This window comes from Escherichia sp. E2562 (assembly GCF_005781075.1).
In the GTDB taxonomy this organism is placed as follows: Bacteria; Pseudomonadota; Gammaproteobacteria; order Enterobacterales; family Enterobacteriaceae; genus Escherichia.
Genome location: NZ_VATM01000005.1, coordinates 149949 through 170430 on the forward strand (window position 1 = coordinate 149949; position 20482 = coordinate 170430).

The following is a 20482-nucleotide window of genomic DNA, read 5'->3' on the forward strand; positions in this document are numbered from 1 at the left end:
GGTGTTTACACCGTATCCGCCAATAAATAACAACTAACAGGGAGTAAAGGCGATGGGAATTAACGAAATCATCATGTACATCATGATGTTCTTTATGCTGATAGCTGCCGTAGACAGGATCCTGTCGCAGTTCGGCGGTTCTGCTCGTTTCCTCGGTAAGTTCGGTAAAAGTATCGAAGGAGCCGGCGGGCAGTTCGAAGAAGGTTTTATGGCAATGGGCGCTCTGGGCCTGGCGATGGTCGGTATGACCGCGCTGGCACCGGTACTGGCCCACGTACTCGGGCCGGTGATCATCCCGGTTTACGAAATGCTCGGCGCCAACCCGTCAATGTTCGCCGGTACGCTGCTGGCGTGCGATATGGGCGGCTTCTTCCTCGCCAAAGAGCTGGCGGGCGGCGACGTAGCAGCGTGGCTATACTCTGGGTTAATTCTCGGGTCGATGATGGGGCCAACGATTGTGTTTTCCATTCCGGTGGCGCTCGGCATTATCGAACCTTCTGACCGTCGTTATCTGGCGCTCGGTGTGCTGGCCGGCATTGTGACCATTCCAATTGGCTGTATTGCTGGTGGTCTGGTAGCTATGTATTCCGGCGTGCAAATCAACGGCCAGCCTGTGGAATTCACCTTTGCCCTGATCCTGATGAACATGATCCCGGTACTGATCGTCGCGGTACTGGTGGCGCTGGGGCTGAAATTCATCCCGGAAAAAATGATCAACGGCTTCCAGATCTTCGCCAAATTCCTCGTTGCATTGATTACCCTCGGCCTTGCTGCCGCGGTGGTGAAATTCCTGCTTGGCTGGGAACTGATCCCGGGCCTGGATCCGATCTTCATGGCCCCTGGCGATAAACCAGGTGAGGTGATGCGCGCCATTGAAGTTATCGGTTCTATCTCCTGCGTGCTGTTAGGGGCATATCCGATGGTGCTGTTGCTGACCCGCTGGTTTGAAAAACCGCTGATGAGCGTCGGTAAAGTGCTGAATATGAACAATATCGCGGCAGCTGGCATGGTGGCAACGCTTGCTAACAACATCCCGATGTTCGGCATGATGAAGCAGATGGATACTCGCGGCAAAGTCATCAACTGCGCCTTCGCCGTTTCCGCAGCCTTCGCTCTGGGCGACCACTTAGGCTTCGCCGCTGCCAACATGAACGCCATGATCTTCCCAATGATTGTCGGCAAGTTGATCGGCGGCGTAACGGCGATTGGCGTGGCGATGATGCTGGTACCAAAAGAAGACGCGACTGCGGCTAAAACCGAAGCGGAGGCGCAATCGTGAACACTCGCCAGCTACTAAGCGTCGGTATCGATATCGGCACCACCACCACCCAGGTGATTTTCTCCCACCTGGAGCTGGTTAACCGTGCGGCAGTGTCGCAGGTGCCGCGCTACGAATTCATCAAACGCGAAATTAGCTGGCAAAGTCCGGTGTTCTTTACCCCTGTCGATAAACAGGGCGGTTTAAAAGAAGCGGAGCTGAAAACTTTAATCCTCGAGCAATATCAGGCTGCGGGCATTGCACCGGAAAGCGTTGATTCCGGTGCCATCATCATCACCGGCGAAAGTGCAAAAACCCGCAATGCTCGTCCGGCGGTGATGACGCTCTCCCAGTCGCTGGGCGATTTTGTGGTCGCCAGCGCCGGACCGCATCTCGAATCCGTGATTGCCGGTCACGGTGCCGGGGCGCAAACCCTCTCTGAACAACGGCTGTGTCGGGTACTGAATATCGATATCGGCGGCGGCACGGCGAACTACGCCCTGTTCGATGCCGGAAAAATCAGCGGTACTGCCTGCCTCAACGTTGGCGGTCGCCTGCTGGAAACCGACAGCCAGGGACGCGTGGTTTACGCCCATAAACCGGGGCAGATGATTGTGGATGAGTGTTTCGGCGCAGGCACTGACGCCCGTTCGCTGACTGGCGCGCAGCTGGTGCAGGTTACCCGGCGGATGGCGGAACTGATTGTCGAAGTGATTGACGGAACGCTCTCGCCGCTCGCGCAGGCATTGATGCAAACCGGTTTACTGCCCGCAGGTGTTACGCCCGAAATCATTACGCTTTCTGGCGGCGTGGGCGAATGTTATCGCCACCAGCCCGCCGATCCGTTCTGTTTTGCCGATATTGGCCCGCTTCTGGCAACGGCGCTGCATGACCATCCGCGCCTGCGTGAGATGAACGTGCAGTTTCCGGCGCAAACCCTGCGCGCCACGGTGATTGGCGCGGGCGCACATACTCTTTCGCTCTCTGGCAGCACAATCTGGCTGGAGGGCGTACAACTGCCGCTGCGTAATTTGCCGGTGGCGATCCCAATTGATGAAACGGATCTGGTGAGTGCCTGGCAACAGGCGCTGATTCAGCTGGATCTTGATCCCAAAACTGACGCGTACGTGCTGGCGCTTCCCGCCTCGCTGCCTGTGCGTTACGCCGCGGTACTGACGGTCATCAACGCGCTGGTCGATTTCGTCGCGCGTTTTCCGAATCCGCATCCCCTGCTGGTGGTGGCCGGGCAGGACTTTGGTAAAGCTCTGGGCATGTTGTTGCGCCCACAGCTACAACAACTCCCGTTGGCAGTCATTGACGAAGTGATTGTCCGCGCGGGGGACTATATCGACATTGGTACGCCTCTTTTTGGCGGATCGGTTGTGCCGGTGACGGTGAAATCACTCGCATTTCCTTCCTGAGGGAACGACTTATGAAACTAAAGACCACATTGTTCGGCAATGTATATCAGTTTAAGGATGTAAAAGAGGTGCTGGCAAAAGCCAACGAACTGCGTTCGGGGGATGTGCTGGCGGGCGTTGCAGCGGCAAGCTCACAGGAGCGCGTGGCGGCAAAGCAGGTGTTGTCGGAAATGACCGTAGCGGACATCCGCAATAATCCGGTGATTGCCTATGAAGATGACTGCGTCACGCGGCTGATTCAGGACGACGTTAACGAAACGGCCTACAACCAGATTAAAAACTGGAGCATCAGCGAACTGCGTGAGTATGTGCTGAGCGATGAAACCAGCGTAGACGACATTGCCTTTACCCGCAAAGGGCTGACCTCGGAAGTGGTCGCGGCGGTAGCGAAGATTTGCTCCAACGCGGACCTGATCTACGGCGCGAAGAAAATGCCGGTTATCAAAAAGGCCAATACCACCATCGGTATTCCGGGCACCTTTAGCGCCCGTTTGCAGCCGAACGATACCCGTGACGACGTGCAAAGTATCGCCGCGCAAATCTACGAAGGGCTTTCCTTCGGGGTGGGCGATGCGGTGATCGGCGTTAACCCAGTGACTGACGACGTGGAAAACTTAAGCCGCGTGTTGGATACCATCTATGGCGTGATCGACAAATACAACATTCCGACCCAGGGCTGCGTGCTGGCGCACGTCACTACCCAGATTGAAGCGATTCGTCGCGGCGCGCCGGGCGGGCTGATTTTCCAGAGTATTTGCGGCAGCGAAAAAGGGCTGAAAGAGTTTGGCGTGGAACTGGCGATGCTCGATGAAGCGCGCGCAGTGGGCGCGGAGTTCAACCGTATCGCCGGGGAAAACTGCCTCTACTTCGAAACCGGACAAGGTTCTGCGCTGTCCGCAGGTGCTAACTTCGGCGCTGACCAGGTGACGATGGAAGCGCGTAACTATGGGCTGGCGCGTCATTACGATCCGTTTATCGTCAACACCGTGGTCGGCTTTATTGGGCCGGAGTATCTCTACAACGACCGCCAGATTATTCGTGCGGGCTTAGAAGATCACTTTATGGGCAAGCTGAGCGGCATCTCTATGGGCTGTGACTGCTGCTACACCAACCACGCTGACGCTGACCAGAACCTCAACGAAAACCTGATGATCCTGCTCGCCACCGCAGGCTGCAACTACATCATGGGGATGCCGCTGGGCGATGACATCATGCTCAACTACCAGACCACGGCGTTCCACGATACCGCCACTGTGCGTCAGTTACTCAACCTGCGTCCGTCACCGGAGTTTGAACGCTGGCTGGAAAGCATGGGCATTATGGCAAACGGTCGCCTGACCAAACGGGCGGGCGATCCGTCACTGTTCTTCTGATGACGCGGAGATAACACATCATGGATCAAAAACAGATTGAAGAAATTGTACGCAGCGTGATGGCGTCAATGGGACAAGCAGCCCCCGCGCCATCAGAAGCCAAATGCACCACCACAGCCTGTTCGGCACCGGTGACCTCGGAAAGCTGTGTGCTGGATTTAGGTTCCGCTGAAGCGAAGGCGTGGATTGGCGTTGAAAATCCGCATCGCGCAGACGTATTAACAGAACTGCGTCGCAGCACCGTGGCCCGCGTTTGTACCGGCCGTGCTGGTCCGCGTCCGCGTACCCAGGCGCTGCTGCGTTTCCTGGCCGATCACTCTCGTTCGAAAGATACCGTACTGAAAGAAGTGCCGGAAGAGTGGGTGAAAGCGCAGGGCTTGCTGGAAGTGCGCTCTGAAATTAGCGACAAAAATCTCTACCTGACTCGCCCGGATATGGGTCGCCGCCTGTGTGCAGAAGCGGTTGAAGCGCTGAAAGCGCAGTGTGTTGCTAATCCGGACGTACAGGTCGTTATTTCTGATGGCCTGTCTACTGACGCGATCACCGTGAACTATGAAGAGATCCTGCCACCGCTGATGGCGGGCCTGAAACAGGCTGGTTTGAAAGTCGGCACGCCGTTCTTTGTGCGTTACGGTCGCGTGAAAATTGAAGATCAGATCGGTGAGATCCTCGGCGCGAAAGTGGTGATCCTGCTGGTGGGCGAACGCCCGGGGTTAGGGCAGTCAGAAAGTCTTTCCTGCTACGCCGTTTACTCACCGCGTATGGCGACCACCGTTGAGGCCGATCGCACCTGTATCTCTAACATTCACCAGGGCGGCACGCCGCCAGTTGAAGCCGCAGCAGTTATTGTGGATTTGGCGAAACGTATGCTGGAGCAGAAAGCATCCGGCATCAACATGACCCGATAAGGAGGCATCATGCCAGCTTTAGATTTGATTCGACCGTCGGTCACCGCCATGCGGGTGATTGCCTCCGTTAACGCCGATTTTGCGCGTGAGCTGAAATTGCCGCCGCATATTCGTAGCCTTGGGCTGATTTCCGCCGACTCCGATGACGTCACCTACATTGCCGCTGATGAAGCGACCAAACAGGCGATGGTGGAAGTGGTGTATGGCCGCTCGCTGTATGCAGGAGCCGCACACGGCCCGTCACCGACTGCCGGTGAAGTGTTGATTATGCTGGGCGGGCCAAACCCGGCGGAAGTGCGTGCTGGTCTGGATGCAATGGTTGCGCATATTGAAAACGGTGCGGCCTTCCAGTGGGCCAACGATGCACAAGATACGGCATTCCTTGCACATGTGGTTTCGCGCACTGGTTCTTATCTCTCTTCCACTGCGGGTATTACGCTTGGCGATCCGATGGCGTATCTGGTGGCGCCGCCGCTGGAAGCGACTTATGGCATTGATGCAGCGTTAAAATCTGCCGACGTACAGCTGGTGACTTATGTCCCGCCGCCGTCAGAAACCAACTATTCCGCCGCATTCTTAACGGGAAGCCAGGCGGCGTGTAAAGCGGCCTGTAATGCCTTTACCGATGCAGTGCTGGAAATCGCGCGGAATCCAATCCAGCGTGCGTAACGGAGGTTGCCGATGATCAATGCACTGGGATTGCTGGAAGTGGACGGCATGGTCGCAGCAATCGATGCGGCGGATGCGATGCTGAAAGCGGCCAACGTACGTCTGCTCAGTCATGAAGTACTTGACCCTGGTAGGTTGACGCTGGTGGTGGAAGGCGATCTGGCGGCGTGTCGTGCGGCGCTGGACGCAGGTTGTGCTGCTGCGATGCGTACCGGGCGCGTCATTAGCCGCAAGGAGATCGGTCGGCCAGACGATGACACCCAGTGGCTGGTTACTGGCTTTAACCGCCAGCCGAAGCAAGCTGTAAAGGAACCCTGCGTGCCAGCTATCGTTGCGGAATCTGCTGACGAGTTGTTGGCGCTGTTAACATCAGTACGTCAGGGAATGACGGCAGGAGAAGTGGCTGCCCACTTTGGCTGGCCGTTGGAAAAAGCCAGAAATGCGCTCGAACAGCTCTTTTCTGCCGGGACGTTGCGTAAACGCAGTAGCCGTTATCGTCTCAAGCCCCATTAATCTGTCGGAGGTGCCGGGTGTCATATAACACCCGGCATTAACATCATGAAAAAGCCCCGTACAGCTAATTTGCACCATCTTTATCATGAACCCTTATCCGAAAACCTGAAGCTTACGCCGAAGGTCGAAGTGGATAATGTTCATCAACGACAGACAACGGATGTCTATGAACATGCTTTGACGATTACCGCCTGGCAGCAGATTTACGATCAGCTGCATCCGGGCAAGTTTCATGGTGAATTTACGGAAATTCTGCTTGATGATATTCAGGTTTTCCGTGAATACACCGGTCTGGCACTGCGTCAGTCGTGCCTGGTCTGGCCGAACTCTTTCTGGTTTGGTATTCCGGCGACACGCGGCGAACAGGGATTTATCGGCTCACAATGCCTGGGAAGCGCGGAAATTGCCACGCGCCCTGGCGGCACCGAGTTTGAACTGAGTACACCAGATGATTATACGATCCTTGGCGTAGTGCTTTCTGAAGATGTCATTACCCGGCAGGCTAACTTTTTGCATAACCCGGAAAGGGTGCTGCATATGTTACGTAACCAGTCGGCGCTGGAAGTGAAAGAGCAGCATAAAGCCGCGCTGTGGGGCTTTGTGCAACAGGCGCTGGCGACATTTTGCGAGAACCCGGAGAATCTTCATCAGCCTGCGGTGCGTAAAGTGCTGGGGGATAATTTGCTGATGGCGATGGGGGCGATGCTGGAAGAAGCGCAACCAATGGTGACAGCGGAAAGTATTAGTCATCAGAGTTACCGACGGTTGCTTTCCCGCGCCCGTGAATATGTGCTGGAAAACATGTCCGAACCGGTAACCGTACTGGACTTGTGTAATCAACTGCACGTCAGCCGCCGTACCTTACAAAACGCATTTCACGCTATTTTGGGCATTGGCCCGAATGCGTGGCTAAAACGCATTCGCCTGAACGCCGTGCGCCGTGAACTGATAAGCCCATGGTCGCAAAGTATGACGGTAAAAGACGCCGCCATGCAGTGGGGATTCTGGCATCTGGGGCAATTCGCCACGGATTATCAGCAACTGTTTGCCGAGAAGCCGTCACTGACACTGCATCAGCGGATGCAGGAGTTGGGGGGCGGTTGAGGGCCGGATGGGGAGGGTGTTTAATCCGGCCAATAGTGAAGTTATCAATTACATTGAGTTGCTTTGTTTTTTATTGCCCGACGGGATATGCGATAAACAAACCGATAATTGTCAAAATACATGCCAACAGGAATATCAAAATACGATTTACGCGCTTTCGCGAAATTCCAAATAAATAGCAAAATAGTGTTGTTACCACGATCACTACCGGAATAGTCATAAAATTAATAACGATGAGTGCTATCAATCCAAAACTTGCTCCTCCACCGTGGGGAATAAAAATGTGTTCTTCAAAATAAACTTCCATAGCAAATGCCAGCACGCATCCCAGAAAACTCATATCCAGATGAGGGTGCCATTTACTTTCTTTATGTGATGTGTCTGACATTTTTAAATGCTCCCGTGAGCAAACTGGCGCAAATTAATTCCTACGATTGTTGATAAGACGTCGCCGTTGTCCGGCACTCCGGGCAGATAAACGCGTAAATTATTCCTACGCCATATTGTTCAATATCGGCATAATCCAGTTGCGCAAGAAACGTCATTGAGCAGGAGCATTCCGGGCAGAGAGGATATTCCGCGTCCTGAATCCAGGTTGGATGCCCACCAAGTTGCGAGAAAGAGACAGGTAAAAATGGGTCTGCGGCGAATAATGGTGGCCGAAGGTTTCCTCGTCTCATGCTGTTTACAGGTAGCCGACGCCATTCAGATACATCATCCGGCAGCCAGGCTGGCGGGATATTTTTTGCAGACAAATGAGCGTTACCTCGTGAGTCCATGTAACCGAAAATGGTGCTGTAGGCGGTGCAACATTCACAAGTCACGACGCGAAACCTACCGTTATTGCTAAGACCCGTTGCCTTCAGGTCAACGTCGAAAAGATTTATCAGTGGCAATGCGCAATTTGGACAGGTATCGCTGCGTTCATCAACAACACGCAAAGCTTCGCAATACCCGGTGTTTTTCATCTCCAGATGAAAACATTGAGGAAAATAGAGATTACGCCTTTGCCCTTCAGCGGTTAGCTCCCAACCGGCCTCATGCGCATATTCTTCAGGCGCGATGTAAAGTGAACTGCGCCACGGCGGCGGGCTATTGCGCCAGTGGGCAAAACGTTCGACAACAATGTCATCCCCGATCCATGCCAGACATTGCAGAATACAATTTCTGTTGTCTGCATCAACCTCAACCCGTTCTAACAGCGTATCGCGAACGTTCATGGGGGCACGGTGAAAAGGCATGTAAGAATCACTGTCCAAATCATCGTAAGAGATCCATTCTCTGAAATACGCATCCAGATTCGCCTGGGTAAACGCCGCCAGACAAAGACAAATCTCCTGAGCGAGCTTATATTCACCAGATGCAAAGCGGTCTGTGGCGTAATCAGCCATCTGCTGCGCTTGATCGGCGGTCAGTTGTTGATACAGGGCATCGGTGGGAACGGGGCAGGGAGTCCACTCGATTAACGCATCGAATTTTCGCGGCTGGTGAACTAATTTCAGCATAGCAACTGGATCGCTTAACCCTGCAAACGCATTCACGGTCTTTTTGTTTTTCCTGATATATTCATCGTGCTCACGCTGCTGTTGGGCCTGAACGCAGGGCATACAGTATCCGTCAGTACGCGCCGCGGTTTGTGGCAGAATGGTTGATGTACACGCGGGGCTTTTACAGGGAATACGGTCAGTCATTGGGGCGCTCCTTGCCTGAAGATAATAAATTGAAAGATAAGGTTATTAGAAGTCACATATATGGTTAATTCTCTGCCGTTAATAACGTACTTTATTTATAACAATATACTGGCTGTTTCAATACACGTTTTAATCGGCAGCCACATTTCTGTACGTGATGTATCACCACAATCAGCTTTTAAGAATCCATATTGTTCGTAAAAAGGCATCACTTTGGGGGGGGGAGTGGATCTACGAACAGCCCAATAGCTGAAATTTGCTCGGCAACTAATACAGTTCTATAGATGGCATCAATAAGTAATTTTTCTCCCAAACGCTCGCCCTGATTTAAACAATCGACCGCGAGCCTTGCCAGTTTTACCGCATTAAGAGGATGAGGATAGTTTTTATATTCTCTGCAAACAGGAGGAATAATAACAGAATATCCTGATAAAGTATGATAACCAATGATATTTGTGGGGGCTGATTTTCGGCAGGCCACATAGGTTTTTGCTATATGTTTGACTATTTTCTGCCGGGCTTGCTGTTGTAAAAACTGATTTAATTCGTGATTCCCACAGTCAAAAAGTTTCCGATTATGCTGCTGAGTTATCTCTTCAATTATCACGGACATTCACTACATCCTTGTAGTTTTGCGCTGCTTTTAGCAGTTTTTGATTAGGTCTTTGTGGATTCTCAAGGGCAGCAACCAGTGCATCTGCTCCTGCCATAGATAAATGCAACGCTTCAGTACGTTCAATGACGTTGCGTGCTTTATCCACAGCAGATTCAATAAGAAATTGTGACACAGTTGAACCACAATAATCTGCAGCTCTTTGAATCATTTCCTGTATTTCTAAAGATGTTCTGGCAACCAGGCGAGTGTCTTTTCGTTCGATGTTCTTAGCCATAATAATACCTCAATGTTAGTGATGACTAACAATTATGGTGTCACTATGGCACACAAATTAAACAGGGGCAATTTCAAATCACAAACAGAGAATTATGATTTTTCTTTTATTTTCATGATGTTACACCCAATTTCTGACCTTAATAAACTCACTCAACGCTGCTTCCGGGCTGCCTGCTTCTGGCTGATAATCATACTCCCAGCGTACCAGTGGCGGCATCGACATCAGAATAGACTCGGTGCGCCCGCCGGTTTGTAAGCCAAACAGCGTCCCGCGATCCCATACCAGGTTGAACTCGACATAGCGCCCGCGGCGGTACAACTGGAAATTGCGCTCGCGTTCGCCGTATTCTATTGCTTTACGCCGTTCAACAATCGGTAAGTAAGCGTCGGTGTAGCCTTTGCCTACCGCCTGCATAAAGGCAAAACAGTGGTCGAAATCTGGCGTGTTCAGATCATCAAAGAACAGCCCGCCAATGCCGCGCTGTTCGTTGCGATGTTTGAGGTAGAAGTAATCGTCGCACCACTTTTTGTAACGGGGATAAACGTCTTCACCAAATGGCAGGCACAGGTCACGGGCGGTGCGATGCCAGTGAATGGCGTCTTCTTCAAAACCATAGAATGGAGTTAAGTCGAAGCCGCCGCCAAACCACCAGACGGGATCGGCACCCGGTTTTTCGGCAATAAAAAACCGCACATTCGCGTGGCTGGTGGGAACGTACGGATTATGCGGATGCACTACCAGCGATACGCCCATCGCCTCGAAACTGCGCCCGGCAAGTTCCGGGCGATGAGCGGTCGCGGAAGCGGGCATCGCGTTGCCATGGACGTGAGAAAAGTTGACGCCCGCCTGTTCGAAAACGCCACCATTACGCAACACCCGACTACGCCCGCCGCCACCAGCTTCACGTTGCCAGCTATCTTCGACAAACTCTGCGCCATCTACGGCGGCCAGTTGCTGGCAAATTGTATCCTGAAGGTCGAGGAGGAACTGTCTAACCTGGTGTGCGTCGGGTTTCATAACTTACCGCTTTTTCGAGTGTGCTTTCTGGTTATCAAACCAGTGGAAATAACTGATCACGCCTTCAGCAATCGCTGTGGCGATTTTCTGACGAAACGCCGCCGTGCCTAATAGCCGTTCTTCTTCCGGGTTGGTGATAAACGAAGTTTCCACCAGCACCGAAGGAACCGACGGTGATTTCAACACCACAAATGCCGCTTGTTCGGTGTTGCGGCTGTGCAGTTTATGCACCGGCTTAATCTTCTTCAGAATATGCGAGCCGAGCGTCAGACTATTTTTAATGGTATCTGTTTGCACCAGATCAAACAGCACTTGTTGCAATAGGTGATCCCTGTCGGTCGCCTTTTTCCCGGCAACTTCATCAGCACGGTTTTCGCGTTCCGACAAATATTTTGCCATCGCGCTACTTGCGCCACGGTTAGAGAGGGCAAAGACCGATGCACCAGCGGCTTTCGGGTTGGTAAAGCCGTCGGCGTGAATTGACATAAACAGGTCAGCGCCATGTTTATGGGCGATTTCAACGCGATCGTACAGTGGAATAAAGGTATCGCCAGAACGCGTCAGCCGCGCATCAATGCCATGATTGCGCAAAATTGAACGGACGTTTTTGGCAATCGCCAGCACCACGTGTTTTTCTTTTGACCCGTTGCGGCCAATCGCACCGGTATCAATCCCGCCGTGACCCGGATCGAGAACGACTATCCGCTTGCCCCCAGCTTTTTTGGCTTTCGGCTTAGTGTGTCCGTTGCTGGTTTTTAAAGGTTCTTCTTTGGCGATGGCTTGTGACATTCCTGACAACGTCAGGGCAGCCAATCCGGCTTTCAGCACCTGGCGGCGCGAAGTGAGTGTTTTTAGTGGTTTAAAAGTGCTCATACGGCCTGAGTTGTAATAATGAAGTTCCAGATGTTATATCGTATCGCGTAATCCGTTACGACGGTTTGCTGGTGAGAATTGTTTTACTTTTCATTTCAATAAATGACAACGCGTCATTATGCCACTTTTTCAACCGATTTTCGTCAGATATTGGCTAATTCGGTCGTTCACGCCATAATCACCCTTTTAACCCCCAAAAAGGTAACTCATACCATGGAGATACGCGTATTTCGCCAGGAAGATTTCGAAGAGGTCATCACCCTTTGGGAGCGTTGCGACTTGCTGCGTCCGTGGAACGATCCGGAAATGGACATCGAACGCAAGATGAACCATGACGTCAGTTTGTTCCTGGTCGCGGAAGTGAATGGTGAAGTGGTGGGAACGGTGATGGGCGGTTATGACGGGCATCGTGGGTCTGCTTATTATCTTGGCGTGCATCCGGAGTTTCGCGGGCGCGGCATTGCTAACGCCTTGCTTAATCGGCTGGAGAAAAAGCTGATTGCCCGCGGTTGCCCGAAAATTCAGATCAACGTGCCGGAAGACAATGACATGGTGCTCGGAATGTACGAACGCCTGGGATATGAACACGCTGATGTGCTGAGTCTGGGTAAGCGTTTGATTGAAGATGAAGAGTACTGAGTTTCATCCTGTCCATTATGATGCGCACGGACGCCTGCGTTTACCTTTTCTCTTCTGGCTTGTGCTACTGCTTCAGGCGCGAACCTGGGTGCTGTTTGTGATTGCCGGTGCGTCGCGTGAGCAGGGTACTGCGCTGCTGAATCTGTTTTATCCCGATCATGATAATTTCTGGCTGGGGTTAATTCCCGGCATTCCAGCAGTGCTGGCGTTTTTGCTGAGTGGTCGGCGGGCTACGTTTCCCCGTATCTGGCATGGGCTCTATTTTCTGTTGCTGTTGGCGCAAGTGGTTTTACTTTGCTGGCAACCGTGGCTGTGGCTGAACGGTGAATCGGTTAGCGGAATCGGTCTGGCGCTGGTAGTGGCGGATATTGTGGCGTTAATCTGGCTGCTGACTAATCGACGTTTACGCGCTTGTTTTAATGAAGAAAAAGAATAACGCAGAGGTGCGCTTTGTTTATGCCGGATGCGGCGTGGACGCCTTATCCGGCCTACAAAACATCGAAAATTCAAGATATTGCAGGAAAAAGCAGGCCTGATAAGCGTAGCGCATCAGGCAATTTTGTGTTTGTCATCTACCTCTAGCGGCACTTTTTTGCAAATTTGCACTCCAAGCAACGTTATTGAATAACCAAAGGAAGTGAGATGAAATCGCTGCGTTTAATGTTATGCGCTATGCCGTTGATGCTGACCGGCTGTTCCACTATGTCGTCAGTTAACTGGTCTGCCGCTAATCCGTGGAACTGGTTTGGTTCATCTACCAAAGTGAGCGAGCAGGGCGTGGGTGAATTAACGGCGTCCACACCATTACAAGAACAAGCTATTGCCGATGCGCTTGATGGTGATTATCGCCTGCGCAGCGGAATGAAAACCGCTAACGGTAATGTAGTGCGCTTTTTTGAAGTGATGAAAGGCGACAGCGTGGCGATGGTCATCAATGGTGATCAAGGTACAATCAGCCGCATTGACGTTTCAGATAGCGATATTCCTGCGGACTCCGGTGTTAAAATCGGTACACCGTTTAGCGACCTTTACAGCAAAGCATTTGGCAATTGCCAAAAAGCAGATGGTGATGATCGTGCTGTCGAATGTAAAGCTGAAGGCAGTCAACATATTAGCTACCAGTTCAGCGGTGAATGGAGTGGTCCTGAAGGGTTAATGCCTTCGGACGATACCTTGAAAAACTGGAAAGTCAGTAAAATTATCTGGCGACGTTAATTTGCGTCTGAGCAAACCGCTAATCACAAAAAACACGTAAAATAGCGCCCAACAATGCCACGGATTGCGTGGCATTATTATTTTCAGGAGGAACAATGTCTCAGGTTCAGAGTGGCATTTTGCCAGAACATTGCCGCGCGGCGATTTGGATCGAAGCCAACGTAAAAGGGGAAGTTGATGCCCTGCGTGCGGCCAGTAAAACATTTGCCGACAAACTGGCAACTTTTGAAGCGAAATTCCCGGACGCACATCTTGGTGCAGTCGTTGCCTTTGGTAACAACACCTGGCGTGCTCTGAGCGGCGGCGTTGGTGCCGAAGAGCTGAAAGATTTTCCGGGCTACGGCAAAGGTCTTGCGCCGACCACTCAGTTCGATGTGTTAATCCACATTCTTTCTCTGCGTCACGACGTAAACTTCTCTGTCGCTCAGGCAGCGATGGAAGCCTTTGGCGACTGCATTGAAGTGAAAGAAGAGATCCATGGCTTCCGTTGGGTGGAAGAGCGTGACCTGAGCGGCTTTGTTGACGGCACAGAAAACCCGGCGGGTGAAGAGACGCGTCGCGAAGTGGCGGTTATCAAAGACGGCGTGGATGCGGGCGGCAGCTATGTGTTTGTGCAGCGTTGGGAGCACAACCTGAAGCAACTCAACCGTATGAGCGTTCACGATCAAGAGATGATGATCGGCCGTACCAAAGAAGCCAACGAAGAGATTGATGGCGACGAGCGTCCGGAAACCTCTCACCTGACCCGTGTTGATTTAAAAGAAGATGGCAAAGGACTGAAGATTGTTCGTCAGAGCCTGCCGTACGGCACCGCCAGTGGCACTCACGGTCTGTACTTCTGCGCCTACTGCGCGCGTCTGCATAACATTGAGCAGCAACTGCTGAGCATGTTTGGCGATACCGATGGCAAACGTGATGCGATGTTGCGTTTTACCAAACCGGTCACTGGCGGCTATTACTTCGCGCCGTCGCTGGACAAGTTGATGGCGCTGTAAGCGTTTCTGATTCGATGATTAAAGGCCAGCCAATAGCATTACTGACTGGCTTCAGATTGTTGATAAAGTGCGCGTTGTACACGCCGGATGCGACGTAAACGTCTTATCCGGCCTACAAATCGTGCGAATTCAATACATTGCAGGGGCCGCGTAGGCCTGATAAGCGTAGCGCATCAGGCAGTATTGCGTTTGTCAGCAGTCTCAGGCCAGCCAGTAACAAAACTGACTGGCCTTTTTATTACTTCTGCTTTAACGCCGCATACACCTGATCAACTACCCAACCATAAGTTGCAATCGGTAACTGACCGCTTTCGAACATATTGGGATTTTTTTGTGGATCGGCAACTGGCGAATGGGGCTTGTTGCTTAACATCACAATCGCCATATGATTGACCGGATCGATAACGGTTACCGTCCCGGTCCAGCCCGTGTGACCGTACGTTTGCGGGCTTGCCAGCGTGCCAAACGTCGGCGTCATGGTGGCATTACCATTCACGCGCCAGCCAAGGCCAAAAGTGGCGTCCTCCTTTGAGCTGGTGGTGAACATCTTCACCGTTTCCGCACTGAACAGCTTCACATCACCATAGCCACCGCCGTTCAGCATCGTTTGCATTAACACCGCAATATCGCCGGTATTGGAAAACAAACCTGCGTGTCCGGAAACGCCGCCCATCGAATAGAACGCTTTTTCATCGTGCACCTGACCCCAGATAGTGGAGGTGCGGATATTCGGAAAGTGGATCACGCCATCGCGGGTATTGCCGTTCAGTTCCGTCGCGGCAATTTGCTGCGGTTTAAAGCCTTTCAGCAGCGGGTTAAATACCGTATGCGTCAGGCCGAGTGGACGATAAATCGACTCTTCAACATAGCGGTCAAGCGGCTGGCCAGTAACTGACTCGACGATAAATCCAAGCAACATATAATCGACATCGCTGTAGATATGTTTGCTGCCGGGCTGATACTCCAGCGGCGTGCGCTTGATCATCTCCAGCGTCTGGCCTTTATCCTGGGAATATAACGCGCCCGCGACCGCTTTATTCGGGTATTGTGGGTCCGCCGGGAAACCGCCGCTGTGATGCAGCAGATCAGAAATCCGCAACGTGTTTTTGCCTTTGATGGTGTCATTTGGACTGTCGGCAAACCCTGGAATATATTTCGCAATCAGATCGTCAGGATGCAGTTTGCCTTCGCTCATCAGCTTTTGCAGAGCGAAGTTAGTGGCGTACATTTTGGTATTTGAGGCCAGGTCATACAGCGTCTCGGTGGTAGCTTTTACAGGCTGCGCCATCAACACGCTGCCATCGTACTTTTTCGCCATCCCCCAGGCTTTGCGATACACAATCTGATTATCTTTAATAATCAGTAGGTTTACGCCGGGATAACCGGCATCAACTTGCTGGTTAATCCAGCGATCCATCTGGTTAAGCCGTTCGACATTGAACCCTGCTTTCTCTGGCGAACTTTCTGTCAGAACGGGGTATTTTGCGGCGCTGACGCTACAGCTGACAGCCAGCAGAGAAAGATAGAGCATTGTCCGTTTCATAATCAGTCCAGATTGACGTTACGGCAGCCAAAGAACGTGGTGAAAATAAACCCACTAACCCATGCCACCAGAATCCCACCTGCATATACCGACATTGCCGGAAGGATACCTTGAGCGGAAGTCATCAGCGGTAGTGCCACCAGGCCAGACGGTCCGAAGGCGCTGTTTAAGCCCATTGGCAGACCCCACCAGGCTATCAGCCCGATAAACAAACCGCCCGCCGCGCCGCCTAAACAGGCGGTAACAAACGGCTTCATGCGGGGCAGGGTGACGCCGTAAATCAACGGTTCACCAACGCCCAGCAGACCGGGAATTATCGCCCCGCGCACCTGACTGCGTAGTGCACTGTGCGGTTGCGCCCGCCAGTAGAGCGCCATCGCCGCGCCCACCTGGCCCGCGCCCGCCATCGAAAGGATTGGAAATAAGCTGTTGAACCCCTGACTGTCCATTAAAGCCAGATAAACAGGAATGAAGCCCTGATGCACGCCAAACACCACGGCGATCAGGAACAGCCCGGCTAAAACCGCACAACCGAGCGGATTACTATTCAGGTGCATAAACAGCCACGACATACCTTCGAATAACCAGCCGCCCAGCGGCATAATGATCAGGTACGCAAGCGTAGCGGTGATCAACAGAGTGATTAACGAGGTCAGCAGCATGTCGAGATCGTCCGGCATAAAGCGGCGCACCATGCCTTCAATGCGGGCGCAGGCCCAGGCGGCAATCAACACGCCGATAATATTGCCGCGCGGATCGATGGGCAGACCGAAGAAATCGTGAAATCCGGCGTAGTAACCAGTGGTGGCAGCAGGGTTATAACCGAGCAAAAAGAGCGCGGCAATAATTGCGCCATTGACGCCCGTGCCGCCGAACGCCTGGGCCGCGTTATAGCCCACCAGAATTACCAGGAAGGTGAACAAGCCTTTGCTGAACACCTTCATAAAATTCAGCGAGTCGGGCAGCGTTCCCTGAGCATCTGCCGGAACGTGCATCACCGTGGCGATTAGCGTCGCTATCCCCAGCAACAGACCCGCAGCAATAAAACCGGGGATCAGCGGTGTAAAGATGGTGGCGAATTTGGCGAGAAATTGTTGCACGCCGGAAGTTTGTCTGGCTTTTAACTGGCGTTTATTCTGGGCGGCGATCTCTGCGGCATCCTGCACGGGTGCTTCGCCCAGCAACTCGCTCATGGCTTTTGCGGCACGATGCGCTTTGCCCGGCCCAAAGACCACTTGCACCTGATCGCTGGTCAAAATGACGCCCTTTACACCTTCCAGGGTTTTGATATCGGGATCAACCAGTGAACTGTCATGTACACCTAGACGCAGACGCGTCATACAGTTACCACAGCTGGCGATGTTTCCCGGGCCACCGACCCGGGTAAGAATGGTGTTCAGAAGTTCACTGCTGATCTCTTTAGCCATGGGTTATTCCTTTTCCAGAGCTTTGCGAATAAAGCCGCCATGTTGATCCAGGCGTTTTTTAGCTTCTGCGGCATCGAGATTTTTCAGCACCATCACAATAGCCGTTTTACAGTGGCGGTCGCAGGCAACCAATGCCGCTTCCGCTTGCTCAGCGCTACATCCGGTGGCGTTTTTGACGATATTGACCTGGCGTACATGCAGTTTTTCATTGGTGGCGACCACATCGACCATCAGGTTGCCGAACACTTTGCCTGACTTAATCATCAGACCGGTGGAGAGCATATTGAGCACCAGTTTCTGCGCCGTGCCAGCTTTCATTCGCGAAGAACCGGTAACTACCTCAGCCCCGACGACTGGCGTAATGGCAAACTCTGCGGTGGTGGAAACCGCGCTTCCCGGATTACAGGAAATACCGACCGTGCGGCAACCGAGCTGGCGGGCGTATTCCAGTCCGGCAATCACATACGGCGTACGACCGCTGGCGGCAATACCGACCACCACATCCTGTGCAGTTAAATTAATATTTTTCAGATCGTTAACGCCGCCTTCCCGGCTATCTTCCGCGCCTTCCACCGCGTGCTGAATGGCATATGCGCCCCCAGCAATCAAACCAACCACCAGGCCCGGTTTCACGCCGTAGGTGGGAGGGCATTCGCTGGCATCAAGAATACCCAGACGACCAGAAGTCCCCGCACCGATGTAAATCAGACGGCCGCCGCCGCTCACCTGGGCGTGAATAACATCGATCGCCGCTGCGATATCTGGCAGTACGCGCTCAACGGCGAGTGGTACGGTTTTATCTTCATCGTTGATAATCCGGCACATTTCCAGCGTCGAAACGCGGTCAATTTCAGCCGAGGCGGCATTCGAGCCTTCTGTAATCATCTTTTCAAGTTGCATCAGTGGTGACCTTAGTATTCACAATCAAATAATTGCATATTGATGGAATCATATATCTCAATTTGCTAGCTTTAAAGGAATCATTGAGTCTGAAATCACAGAGTGTGAAGAGCGTCAAAGGGCAAAATCCGTGTGCTATGCTGCGCGCAGGATGTGGTGAGGGAGTGGAAGATGTTGTACCTGACAAAATTACGCAATGCAGAAAGTGACTTTACTGAAAATGAGCAAAAGATAGCCGACTTTCTGCAGGCCAGGGTGAGCGAACTGAAATCTGTTTCTTCACGAAATATGGCGAAACAGCTCGGTATTAGCCAGTCGAGTATTGTGAAGTTCGCTCAGAAACTCGGCGCGCAAGGGTTTACTGAATTGCGTATGGCGTTAATTGGCGAATACAGTGCCAGCCGGGAGAAAACGAATGCCACGGCACTGCACCTGCACAGTTCGATTACCAGTGATGATTCGCTGGAAGTGATCGCGCGCAAACTGAATCGCGAAAAAGAGCTAGCGCTGGAGCAAACCTGCGCGTTGCTCGATTACGCGCGGCTGCAAAAAATCATTGATGTCATCAGTAAAGCGCCATTTATTCAGATAACGGGCCTGGGCGGATCGGCGCTGGTGGGGCGCGATCTGTCGTTCAAACTGATGAAAATTGGCTATCGCGTGGCCTGCGAAGCCGACACGCACGTACAAGCCACCGTTTCCCAGGCGTTAAAAAAAGGCGATGTACAAATCGCTATCTCTTACAGCGGCAGTAAAAAAGAGATTGTCTTGTGCGCAGAAGCGGCACGAAAGCAGGGGGCAACGGTGATTGCCATTACTTCTCTGACTGACTCTCCGCTGCGGCGGCTGGCGCATTTCACGCTCGATACCGTTTCCGGCGAAACCGAATGGCGTAGCTCGTCGATGTCTACCCGCACGGCGCAAAATTCTGTTACCGATTTACTGTTTGTTGGCCTGGTGCAACTCAATGATGTGGAGTCATTGAAAATGATTGAGCGCAGCAGTGAGCTAACACAACGCCTAAAATGATGCATAAAGCAGCGACTGGATTGAGATTTTCCTGAATTAGTGAGCTGATACGCAGCAATATTTTGTTTATCCTGTATTTTCAGAGGGAATGGAGTGTAACGCTCTGTATTAACAAGGAGAGCATTAAAATGGGTAAACTCACGGGCAAGACAGCACTGATTACAGGCGCATTGCAGGGAATTGGCGAAGGAATTGCCAGAACTTTTGCACGTCATGGCGCGAATCTAATCTTGCTGGATATCTCCCCTGAGATCGAAAAGCTGGCGGACGAACTGTGTGGTCGTGGTCATCGCTGTACGGCGGTTGTCGCCGATGTGCGAGACCCGGCGTCGGTAGCTGCTGCTATCAAGCGCGCGAAGGAAAAAGAAGGGCGCATTGATATCCTGGTGAATAACGCAGGCGTTTGTCGCCTGGGCAGTTTCCTCGATATGAGCGATGACGATCGCGATTTCCATATTGATATCAATATTAAAGGCGTATGGAACGTCACAAAGGCGGTGCTGCCGGAGATGATTGCCCGCAAAGATGGCCGCATTGTGATGATGTCTTCAGTCACTGGCGATATGGTGGCCGATCCTGGCGAAACGGCGTATGCCTTAACGAAAGCGGCGATTGTTGGCCTGACTAAATCGCTGGCGGTGGAGTACGCGCAGTCTGGTATTCGCGTAAATGCGATTTGTCCGGGCTACGTGCGCACGCCAATGGCGGAAAGTATTGCCCGTCAGTCGAACCCGGAAGATCCAGAATCGGTGTTGACTGAAATGGCAAAAGCAATCCCGATGCGTCGCCTCGCCGATCCGCTGGAAGTCGGCGAACTGGCAGCCTTCCTCGCATCGGATGAATCCAGCTATTTAACCGGTACACAGAATGTGATTGATGGCGGCAGCACACTGCCGGAGACGGTTAGCGTCGGTATCTGATTCACCTCTGTTTCCTCCCTGCATGTGTGTGGGGAGGATTTCGTTTTGAACCCGGTTCTTATTCCCTTTTCAACTTCCAAATCACCAAACGGTA

The 20482-nt window shown here is 52.4% G+C and carries 22 protein-coding genes; 13 read left to right on the forward strand and 9 right to left on the reverse strand.

The genetic code is table 11. From position 1 onward, the window contains the following. The first annotated feature begins 52 nt into the window (after window positions 1-52). Genes eutH through eutR form a run of 7 tightly spaced genes read left to right on the forward strand, consistent with a single transcriptional unit; the run spans window position 53 to window position 7246 of the window. A complete protein-coding gene (eutH, locus tag FEK43_RS09600; protein ID WP_000512347.1) occupies window positions 53-1279 on the forward strand; it encodes an ethanolamine utilization protein EutH in 1227 nt (408 codons plus the stop codon). After that, the gene (eutA, locus tag FEK43_RS09605; RefSeq protein ID WP_135407501.1) at window positions 1276-2679 is read left to right on the forward strand and encodes an ethanolamine ammonia-lyase reactivating factor EutA; all 1404 of its coding nucleotides are present in this window, start codon (window positions 1276-1278) and stop codon (window positions 2677-2679) included. The genes eutH and eutA overlap by 4 nt, the downstream gene beginning before the upstream one ends. Window positions 2680-2690: 11 nt before the next feature. Continuing rightward, window positions 2691-4052: an ethanolamine ammonia-lyase subunit alpha gene (gene eutB, locus FEK43_RS09610; RefSeq protein WP_000769975.1), complete on the forward strand. Its 1362-nt coding sequence runs from the start codon at window positions 2691-2693 to the stop codon at window positions 4050-4052. 20 nt (window positions 4053-4072) lie between these two features. Further along, window positions 4073-4960 (forward strand): ethanolamine ammonia-lyase subunit beta, encoded by an 888-nt coding sequence (eutC, locus tag FEK43_RS09615; RefSeq protein ID WP_135407499.1) that lies wholly within the window; start codon window positions 4073-4075, stop codon window positions 4958-4960. A 9-nt stretch (window positions 4961-4969) separates the two neighbouring features. Further along, complete coding sequence (eutL, locus tag FEK43_RS09620; RefSeq protein ID WP_001111027.1) at window positions 4970-5629, forward strand: ethanolamine utilization microcompartment protein EutL; 660 nt, start codon at window positions 4970-4972, stop codon at window positions 5627-5629. 12 nt (window positions 5630-5641) lie between these two features. Further along, window positions 5642-6142 carry an ethanolamine utilization microcompartment protein EutK gene (gene eutK / locus FEK43_RS09625; protein ID WP_130207402.1) on the forward strand — a complete coding sequence of 167 codons (501 nt, stop codon included), beginning with the start codon at window positions 5642-5644 and terminating at the stop codon, window positions 6140-6142. Window positions 6143-6187: 45 nt separating this feature from the next. Further along, window positions 6188-7246: an HTH-type transcriptional regulator EutR gene (gene eutR, locus FEK43_RS09630; RefSeq protein WP_131162089.1), complete on the forward strand. Its 1059-nt coding sequence runs from the start codon at window positions 6188-6190 to the stop codon at window positions 7244-7246. Between the two features lie 70 nt (window positions 7247-7316). Here eutR and FEK43_RS09635 read toward each other — a convergent pair whose 3' ends face one another. The 6 genes from FEK43_RS09635 to amiA form a co-directional block, all read right to left on the reverse strand. Next, the gene (locus FEK43_RS09635) at window positions 7317-7634 is read right to left on the reverse strand and encodes a hypothetical protein (RefSeq protein WP_131162088.1); all 318 of its coding nucleotides are present in this window, start codon (window positions 7632-7634) and stop codon (window positions 7317-7319) included. A gap of 40 nt (window positions 7635-7674) precedes the next feature. Then, on the reverse strand, window positions 7675-8937 hold the full coding sequence (locus FEK43_RS09640; protein WP_135407497.1) for a DUF1963 domain-containing protein: 1263 nt from the start codon (window positions 8935-8937) through the stop codon (window positions 7675-7677). Window positions 8938-9145: 208 nt separating this feature from the next. After that, complete coding sequence (locus FEK43_RS09645) at window positions 9146-9550, reverse strand: N-acetyltransferase (RefSeq protein WP_240783033.1); 405 nt, start codon at window positions 9548-9550, stop codon at window positions 9146-9148. Continuing rightward, window positions 9534-9827: a DUF1778 domain-containing protein gene (locus tag FEK43_RS09650; protein WP_131162085.1), complete on the reverse strand. Its 294-nt coding sequence runs from the start codon at window positions 9825-9827 to the stop codon at window positions 9534-9536. Before FEK43_RS09650 ends, FEK43_RS09645 begins: the two co-directional genes overlap by 17 nt. Window positions 9828-9947: 120 nt before the next feature. Beyond that, window positions 9948-10847: an oxygen-dependent coproporphyrinogen oxidase gene (gene hemF, locus FEK43_RS09655; protein ID WP_138158522.1), complete on the reverse strand. Its 900-nt coding sequence runs from the start codon at window positions 10845-10847 to the stop codon at window positions 9948-9950. Between the two features lie 3 nt (window positions 10848-10850). Beyond that, entirely contained in the window at window positions 10851-11720 is an 870-nt protein-coding gene (amiA, locus tag FEK43_RS09660; RefSeq protein ID WP_130207396.1) for an N-acetylmuramoyl-L-alanine amidase AmiA, read from the reverse strand. A gap of 213 nt (window positions 11721-11933) precedes the next feature. Here amiA and FEK43_RS09665 point away from each other — a divergent pair, with 213 nt between their 5' ends. The 4 genes from FEK43_RS09665 (at window position 11934) to yfeX (ending at window position 14569) form a co-directional block, all read left to right on the forward strand. Further along, window positions 11934-12359: a GNAT family acetyltransferase gene (locus FEK43_RS09665; protein WP_000406000.1), complete on the forward strand. Its 426-nt coding sequence runs from the start codon at window positions 11934-11936 to the stop codon at window positions 12357-12359. After that, complete coding sequence (locus FEK43_RS09670; protein ID WP_130207394.1) at window positions 12346-12795, forward strand: DUF2919 domain-containing protein; 450 nt, start codon at window positions 12346-12348, stop codon at window positions 12793-12795. Before FEK43_RS09665 ends, FEK43_RS09670 begins: the two co-directional genes overlap by 14 nt. Window positions 12796-13001: 206 nt before the next feature. Beyond that, the gene (locus tag FEK43_RS09675; protein WP_130207392.1) at window positions 13002-13574 is read left to right on the forward strand and encodes an RpoE-regulated lipoprotein; all 573 of its coding nucleotides are present in this window, start codon (window positions 13002-13004) and stop codon (window positions 13572-13574) included. 95 nt (window positions 13575-13669) lie between these two features. Continuing rightward, window positions 13670-14569 (forward strand): porphyrinogen peroxidase, encoded by a 900-nt coding sequence (yfeX, locus tag FEK43_RS09680; protein WP_000084590.1) that lies wholly within the window; start codon window positions 13670-13672, stop codon window positions 14567-14569. Window positions 14570-14807: 238 nt separating this feature from the next. On the opposite strand, the gene pbp4b is transcribed toward yfeX, so the two are convergent. From pbp4b to murQ, 3 genes are read right to left on the reverse strand one after another with little or no spacing between them, the layout of a single operon-like run. Then, on the reverse strand, window positions 14808-16112 hold the full coding sequence (gene pbp4b, locus FEK43_RS09685; protein ID WP_135407494.1) for a penicillin binding protein PBP4B: 1305 nt from the start codon (window positions 16110-16112) through the stop codon (window positions 14808-14810). A gap of 2 nt (window positions 16113-16114) precedes the next feature. Beyond that, window positions 16115-17539 (reverse strand): PTS N-acetylmuramic acid transporter subunit IIBC, encoded by a 1425-nt coding sequence (gene murP, locus FEK43_RS09690; RefSeq protein ID WP_135407492.1) that lies wholly within the window; start codon window positions 17537-17539, stop codon window positions 16115-16117. 3 nt (window positions 17540-17542) lie between these two features. After that, the gene (gene murQ, locus FEK43_RS09695) at window positions 17543-18439 is read right to left on the reverse strand and encodes an N-acetylmuramic acid 6-phosphate etherase (RefSeq protein WP_131162081.1); all 897 of its coding nucleotides are present in this window, start codon (window positions 18437-18439) and stop codon (window positions 17543-17545) included. A gap of 171 nt (window positions 18440-18610) precedes the next feature. On the opposite strand from murQ, the gene murR reads away from it, so the two are divergent. After that, window positions 18611-19468, forward strand: a complete 858-nt coding sequence (gene murR / locus FEK43_RS09700) for an HTH-type transcriptional regulator MurR (RefSeq protein WP_131162080.1) — start codon at window positions 18611-18613, stop codon at window positions 19466-19468. 128 nt (window positions 19469-19596) lie between these two features. Further along, window positions 19597-20388 (forward strand): SDR family oxidoreductase UcpA, encoded by a 792-nt coding sequence (gene ucpA, locus FEK43_RS09705; protein ID WP_000517431.1) that lies wholly within the window; start codon window positions 19597-19599, stop codon window positions 20386-20388. Window positions 20389-20482 lie beyond the last annotated feature (94 nt).

Bases quoted from the DNA above. Each gene is read 5' to 3' on its own strand.
- ucpA (WP_000517431.1), top strand. From the start codon at position 19,597: ATGGGTAAACTCACGGGCAAGACAGCACTGATTACAGGCGCATTGCAG.
- murP (WP_135407492.1), bottom strand. From the start codon at position 17,539: ATGGCTAAAGAGATCAGCAGTGAACTTCTGAACACCATTCTTACCCGG.
- eutB (WP_000769975.1), top strand. From the start codon at position 2,691: ATGAAACTAAAGACCACATTGTTCGGCAATGTATATCAGTTTAAGGAT.
- hemF (WP_138158522.1), bottom strand. From the start codon at position 10,847: ATGAAACCCGACGCACACCAGGTTAGACAGTTCCTCCTCGACCTTCAG.
- eutL (WP_001111027.1), top strand. From the start codon at position 4,970: ATGCCAGCTTTAGATTTGATTCGACCGTCGGTCACCGCCATGCGGGTG.
- eutR (WP_131162089.1), top strand. From the start codon at position 6,188: ATGAAAAAGCCCCGTACAGCTAATTTGCACCATCTTTATCATGAACCC.
- FEK43_RS09640 (WP_135407497.1), bottom strand. From the start codon at position 8,937: ATGACTGACCGTATTCCCTGTAAAAGCCCCGCGTGTACATCAACCATT.
- FEK43_RS09635 (WP_131162088.1), bottom strand. From the start codon at position 7,634: ATGTCAGACACATCACATAAAGAAAGTAAATGGCACCCTCATCTGGAT.
- amiA (WP_130207396.1), bottom strand. From the start codon at position 11,720: ATGAGCACTTTTAAACCACTAAAAACACTCACTTCGCGCCGCCAGGTG.
- FEK43_RS09665 (WP_000406000.1), top strand. From the start codon at position 11,934: ATGGAGATACGCGTATTTCGCCAGGAAGATTTCGAAGAGGTCATCACC.
- FEK43_RS09650 (WP_131162085.1), bottom strand. From the start codon at position 9,827: ATGGCTAAGAACATCGAACGAAAAGACACTCGCCTGGTTGCCAGAACA.
- FEK43_RS09670 (WP_130207394.1), top strand. From the start codon at position 12,346: ATGAAGAGTACTGAGTTTCATCCTGTCCATTATGATGCGCACGGACGC.
- yfeX (WP_000084590.1), top strand. From the start codon at position 13,670: ATGTCTCAGGTTCAGAGTGGCATTTTGCCAGAACATTGCCGCGCGGCG.
- pbp4b (WP_135407494.1), bottom strand. From the start codon at position 16,112: ATGAAACGGACAATGCTCTATCTTTCTCTGCTGGCTGTCAGCTGTAGC.
- eutH (WP_000512347.1), top strand. From the start codon at position 53: ATGGGAATTAACGAAATCATCATGTACATCATGATGTTCTTTATGCTG.
- murQ (WP_131162081.1), bottom strand. From the start codon at position 18,439: ATGCAACTTGAAAAGATGATTACAGAAGGCTCGAATGCCGCCTCGGCT.
- murR (WP_131162080.1), top strand. From the start codon at position 18,611: ATGTTGTACCTGACAAAATTACGCAATGCAGAAAGTGACTTTACTGAA.
- eutK (WP_130207402.1), top strand. From the start codon at position 5,642: ATGATCAATGCACTGGGATTGCTGGAAGTGGACGGCATGGTCGCAGCA.
- FEK43_RS09675 (WP_130207392.1), top strand. From the start codon at position 13,002: ATGAAATCGCTGCGTTTAATGTTATGCGCTATGCCGTTGATGCTGACC.
- FEK43_RS09645 (WP_240783033.1), bottom strand. From the start codon at position 9,550: ATGTCCGTGATAATTGAAGAGATAACTCAGCAGCATAATCGGAAACTT.
- eutC (WP_135407499.1), top strand. From the start codon at position 4,073: ATGGATCAAAAACAGATTGAAGAAATTGTACGCAGCGTGATGGCGTCA.